Annotated in this window: 4 protein-coding genes; 1 reads left to right on the top strand and 3 read right to left on the bottom strand. The window is 33.1% G+C overall.

Going from position 1 to position 5,996, the window contains the following annotated elements:
• Positions 1-1,308 precede the first annotated feature (1,308 nt).
• A complete protein-coding gene (locus tag AX762_RS10200; RefSeq protein ID WP_071849033.1) occupies positions 1,309-2,106 on the top strand; it encodes a replication initiation protein in 798 nt (265 codons plus the stop codon).
• A gap of 424 nt (positions 2,107-2,530) precedes the next feature.
• Here the strand turns inward: AX762_RS10200 and AX762_RS10210 are convergent, their stop codons facing one another.
• The 3 genes from AX762_RS10210 to AX762_RS10220 all read right to left on the bottom strand — a co-directional run bounded on the left by AX762_RS10210 (position 2,531) and on the right by AX762_RS10220 (position 4,953).
• Positions 2,531-3,409 (bottom strand): CPBP family intramembrane glutamic endopeptidase, encoded by an 879-nt coding sequence (locus AX762_RS10210; RefSeq protein WP_071849035.1) that lies wholly within the window; start codon positions 3,407-3,409, stop codon positions 2,531-2,533.
• 239 nt (positions 3,410-3,648) lie between these two features.
• On the bottom strand, positions 3,649-4,188 hold the full coding sequence (locus AX762_RS10215) for a DUF536 domain-containing protein (RefSeq protein ID WP_256244737.1): 540 nt from the start codon (positions 4,186-4,188) through the stop codon (positions 3,649-3,651).
• Between the two features lie 24 nt (positions 4,189-4,212).
• Entirely contained in the window at positions 4,213-4,953 is a 741-nt protein-coding gene (locus tag AX762_RS10220; RefSeq protein WP_071849036.1) for a replication initiation protein, read from the bottom strand.
• Between the last annotated feature and the right edge of the window lie 1,043 nt (positions 4,954-5,996).

The following is a 5,996-nucleotide window of genomic DNA, read 5'->3' on the forward strand; positions in this document are numbered from 1 at the left end:
GCGCCACTTTTTTTTATTAAGATTCGTCAGGCACAGCCTGACACGTCAACGTTTTGGAGCAGTGCGAAAAAACGAGTGGCGCCAGAATCTCTTTATGCTCTTCCTAGAAACACCTAACTTTCAGTTTATTTTTACGGCTGTTTTTAAATTTTCTTTTTTTCTTCGATTTCTTTTCAAATGAGTGAACCGAATTTTTAAAATTGCGAAGCGCTTTTTCACACAATAAACAAAAAGTAGTTGAAGCTGGATCAATCTAACTTCAACTACTTTTTGTTTTAAAACACACGACGGAATTGTAAATACATGTGCGCGTTTAATTTTAACTTTGTGATTCCTGTTTTTTTAAATCGAAAAGTGTTTGATCCGATTTTTTGATTTAAACTAAATGTATAAAAAAATAGTCTAGGCGAGTGATTTATACCAAAAATACTAAGCGCAATTGTCACATTTTTTTAATTTTTACACGCGTCATGTTACTTAAGCTATTACTGCATAGGTTCAATTTTTTCATTAGCGTTGTCTCTATACGCCCAATCAAAAGAAAAACAGGCAACCTCAAAAAAATCCTAGTAAATAGTTAGGTACTTTTTTTTTTGATATTTTATTAAAGGGAGCCAGTCGTTAAACGTGCTCTAAATCGTTTTTAAGCCACGTTTAAAATCAATTGAGGGAAATGTGTGTCCAATGGGGTGAAATCTGTTAGACATGCTTTTTTTGCGCTTAAACGGGTATATCCAACTGGGTAGCTATCCTTTTTTTATTTTTTTCTGATTTTGGGTATGTAGGGCTTGCCCTGCACGAACGTAGTGAGCAGTAACCAAATGGTATCCTTACGCTAGGTTAACCAAAAGCGACGTCTTAGTTTTCTAATACGGCCATGGTGGCTTGCTAACGGAGCGGAGCGACTTCTTTTATTCCGATCTGATGTCGAACCCGTAAAGAAGGACAACCAAGAGAATAAATTTAAAGTATCGATATTTTTTGATTGGCTTTTTGTTTCACCAGCAAATTTCAGGGAAAAACCTAAGGGAGATATTCAGGTGTTTTTTCGGAAGGAATTGTTTAACAGTGATACAACATGTTTAAAGAGATGTTTAAAGAGATGTTTAGGGGTTCTATAAACCGCGTGGTTGAGCCTGATAACGGACGTTATAAAAACAAAATGTCACTTCATAAAAACAAAATGTCACTTCATAAAAACAAAATGTCACTGTTATAAAAACAAAATGTCACTTATAAAAACCTCTATATTGTTTTTATAAGCTAAATAAGGTATGATAAAAACAAATTATTTAGAGGGGTTTTTATATGGCGAATGAGGTTGTAAAACATCACAATGACTTAAATACAATTCCGATGAGAAAATGGACAAGAGAAGAAATGGATTTTTTCTTTGTAATCATTGCTAAATTAAGAAATGATTGCACAGAAGAAGTTGTATTTAATAAATACCAGCTAAAAGGGTTGGCTCGTTCTTCAATAAAACATAACAAACGCTTTTCGGAATCAATTGAGGGTTTGATTACCAACGTTGCTAAGATTCATTACATCGAAAAAACAACCAATAGATTTCGGCTAATGAACCTTTTTAGCGATTTTGATGCAACTTGGACCGATGATCTTAGCGATATGAAATTGATCGTAAGGGTGACAGATAAATTTGATTATATTATTAATAAATTAGAGAGTGAATTTACTGTTTATGAGTTAACAGAGTTTACTCAAATTCGCTCTACTTATGCAAAAACGGTCTATCGTTTACTTAAACAATGGCGAACAATCGGTAAAGTTGAATTTTCTCTAGAACAATTTAAAAAATTGTTGGATACTCCCGATTACTACGGACCAAGCCACATAGAAAAAAACATTATAACGCCCGTTATGAAAGAACTGCCGCCCTTCTTTAAAAATTTAAAGATTAAAAAAGTGAAAGCCGACACCCGTGGGAACCCTGTAAAAAGTTACATTTTTACTTTTACTCCTGAGAAAACTGGCAAATGGATTGATGGGAAATATGATAAAGCAGATGAATGGTTTGAAGGTCAATTAGGCGATGAAGAAATCGAACCCGTTCCTATGCATGATTGGCTCAATGATAAAAAATAAAAAACACGCCCCCTGCTGAAAAGCGAAGGGGGCGTGTTTTTTATTGGTTTTGGTATCGACAATAGACCCGTAGGGATCAGTCGATACTCACGAAGCGGAGCGAGTGAACGCTGGAAGACGTACCTCGTTGATGGCAAAGAGTACATCCCAAACACCTTTGAAAAAGCCTTAAATACGCTAAACAAAGCGATTGATAAGTTGTTGTCGAAAATCCATCAACGATTAAGAACGATTAAGAAAAGCGTAGGACTAAGTAAGCAACCAGAACCTCACCAGGAGGGAAATAGAGCACTTAATAAGCGTTTAGATGAACTCGTAGTACAAAACCTCCAAAAAAAAATGAGATATTTCCAATGTAATAATTAGACTAAATAGCGCGGTTAAGATTTATTTGAGTACTTGGACACAAAGGAGAGCATTTAATTTATAAAATTTTGTTCTCTCTATCCTTATTAAACTCAAAAGGTGTAAGTTCATTTTTTATATTTTTTGAATATCTGATAATAAGTATACTGAGCACAAGGAGACTTATAAAAAAAGTAACACTAAATATATTTAAGGAGGAAACCAATAAGCTTGTTTCGGTTTCAACCAAACTAGGCTCATTATCCAAAGGAATATAATCTATGAGCAAAACTATGAAATTATTTATACTGTGCAATAAAAAAGGATAAATCAGTTTTTTTGTCTTAACGTATATAATAGCTAATAAAATTCCTAGAATAAATTGTGGAATAAAGAAGCTGTTGATGTGAAGAACCATGAACAATAAAGATGAAAGTAAAATTGCTTTTTTAATTCCAAAACGCTCTGACCACTTATTTAATAAAATTCCTCTAAATAAAAACTCTTCTACAAAAGGACCAACCAGGACCCCCAGTATGAACCTTAAGAGAAAGGGAGGAAGAATTGGAGAAGTATAATCCAATTCTGCGGAGATAAGTTCAAAGTATCCAACTCCCCCGGGAAATAAAAGCAGTAAACGAAGTAAAAAAAATATACTAGATACCGACACTATAGTTCCTAGTAATAAGAGCGACAAAAAATATAGCATATTCTTCAACTGTATTTTTTTTTGTCCTATTATATGAGACAAATTAATTTTGTTTTTATGAATTTGAAATATAGAAACTAACAGCACAGTAAAATAAAACAAAAGGTCTATAAAAAATCCAAAAAACAAGCTATAAGAATCTGGTATAACAGGTGTTACAATAACAGAAAATATAGCGGATAGGATCAAGATGGATATAATTATTAGGGAAATAGACCCTATGGAAACATTTTTAAAAGATGATCTCATAAAATCCCTTCTTTCATTCTCTATTAAAATAAATTAAAATGCTTCAGTATACTGTTTGTTCATATTTTACTGATTTCCTGGGCTAACTATTCGTGCTCGTCTCCCATAAGTCCATGAAGGGCCACCAAGCTAAGGAACAGCAAAAAAATCGTGTATCCAGAATCCCTTTAATCAGGGGTTCCTTTTCTTTCCTTTCGTTCAATACACGATTTCAAATTAAACATCGATACGATTGACTGTTAGTCATTACTAAATAAGCGACTGAAGAACCCTTTTTTGGTTTGTAGAGTGTCTATATCAGTCTTTTCTTTACTTGCAGCATTAGCAACGTTTTGCATATCTGGGTTTGCGATTTCTTCTTTTTTGTTTGAATTTTCTGCGGGACTTTTAGAAAATTCTAGTTGTAATTGCTCGATTTGTTTGTTGGTTTGTAGGGTAAGCCGTTGTTGTTGATCCAATAGATTTTGTTGGTCTTTCAGCAATTTTTGAAGCATATCAATTTGGCCATCTTTTGCCAAAAGTTGTTTTTGATAGAATTCTAAATCGCCAACTTGGTTTGCGTTATTTCGCCAACTGGTTTGCGATTGAGTTTGTGACTGGTTATTTTTAACCGGTTCAAACATTGCTCTGATAGCTTTTTGACCTTCTTCATTAATTACAAACTGGTTTCCGATTTTCGCAAACCAAGTTTTTTTTTGTTTTTCTGTTACTTTTTTTGAGATCGCTGTTTTACTGACGCCTATTTCTTCGGCTAATTCTTTGATCGTTTTTTTACTCATGGAGACTCTCCTATGGATAGCTTTTTATTTGTTTTCTAACCAATTATTTAAAGGTACTTGATTAATTTTAGGCTCCTCAAAAAAGATTCTAAAAGATTGAATTTTATTTCCTTTTCGAGTCTTTACTTTTTCTACTTCAAATTTTGAAAAGATTACAATTCCATATTCATCTGGTATTGTAAACTCTTTTTCGGCTTGATTAAATATCCGCACGTCAATATTGGACATTTGATAACTTTTTGGAATGGATAAAGCTAGTCTAAAATCATCAATTTTAACAAACCAAGCACCTTTACGAAACTTGTTATCTCTATGTGACATTAATTGTCTATATAGTTCTTTAGTATATCCACTAGATAATTTTGTAATATTTTCTAATTCAAATCTAGTAAAATTTGAACCTATCGAATTTAAGATAAATTCAAAACGCTCACTAGCTTGAATAGTTATAGTTCCTTGTTTTTTATTGATATAAAATCTTTGAAACAACCAAAGTTGTTCAAATTCATCAATATTTTCAAATTGATAAGTTAAAGAACCTAACTTATCAGAGAATGATTTTAGAGCAGTATAGAAGCTCTCTATGCTGTCTCTTTTGTAATTTGATAGTTCTTGAAAGACTTCAAAATCGTATGTAGTTTCTTGTGTTCCTTTTCGCTTCATTTTAGAACAAATAGACCAGAAAATATCCATCTCTACAGGAGTGAACTGTCTTAAGGGAACGGTATTGAAACCATTGTTATATCGAACAATATCATTACTCACGATAACACCTCTTCTTTTATGTTACTAATAAGATACCACTGTTAAGGGAAACATTCAAAAAAAAGTGTTACTAGTACTCTGCAAAAGTGTTACTAGTACTCTGCAAAAGTGTTACTAGTACTCTGCAAAAGTGTTACTAGTACCCTGCAAAAGTGTTACTAGTACCCTCTCGTTTCACTTACAGCCACAAGAGATAGCCAGACCCTAGCAGTTAATCTTAGCAGTTAATCTTAGCAGTTAATCATAACAGTTAATCTTAAACGCGTGTGTATTCTAAATTGGTTAAGCTATAAAAACAAATTATAAAAAAAGATAAAATCTTAAAGAAGAAATGTAACCTTGCTCCGCAAGCCAAAAAATAGTTTGAAAGATCAAAGAAAAAAAGAAGTCGCTCCGCTCCGTTAGCAAGCCACCCTGGGACCGGATTAAAAAGTTAAGACGTCGCTTTTGGTTAACCTAGCGTAAGGACACCATTTTGTTACTGCTCACTACGTTCGTGCAGGGCAAGCCCTACATACCCAAAAGCACAAAAAACAAAAAAAGGAGAGCTAGCCAGCTGGAGATACCCTTTTAAACGCAAAAAAAGCATGTCTAACAGATTTTACCCCGTTGGACACACATTTCCCTCAATTAAATTTAAATATGGCTTAAAAACGATTTAAGGCACGTTTAACGAACGGCATTCTTTAATGAAATCTCAAAAAAAAGAAAAGACCTTACTATTGGCTAGGATTTTTTTGAGGTTGCCTGTTGTTCTTTTGATTGGGCGTAGAGAGACAACGCTAATTAAACAATTGAACCTAGCAGTAATAGCGGCAGTAAATTAAAAACAAACCCGTCAAAGATCAAAGATATAAGTAACATGAGGCTTGTAAAAATTAAAAAAATGGTGACAATTGAGCTTAGTATTTTTGGCATAAATCACTCGCCTAGACTATTTTTTTATACATTTAGTTTAAATAAAAAAATCGGATCAAACACTTTTCGATTTTAAAAAAAAGAAATCACAAAGTTAAAATTAAACGCCCACATGTATTTACAAT

Source organism: Alkalibacterium sp. 20 (genome assembly GCF_001885615.1).
GTDB lineage: Bacteria > Bacillota > Bacilli > Lactobacillales > Carnobacteriaceae_A > Alkalibacterium.

What these genes read in the sequence shown, in the direction of transcription:
- AX762_RS10200 (WP_071849033.1), top strand. Translation starts at nt 1,309, where the DNA reads ATGGCGAATGAGGTTGTAAAACATCACAATGACTTAAATACAATTCCG.
- AX762_RS10210 (WP_071849035.1), bottom strand. Translation starts at nt 3,409, where the DNA reads ATGAGATCATCTTTTAAAAATGTTTCCATAGGGTCTATTTCCCTAATA.
- AX762_RS10215 (WP_256244737.1), bottom strand. Translation starts at nt 4,188, where the DNA reads ATGAGTAAAAAAACGATCAAAGAATTAGCCGAAGAAATAGGCGTCAGT.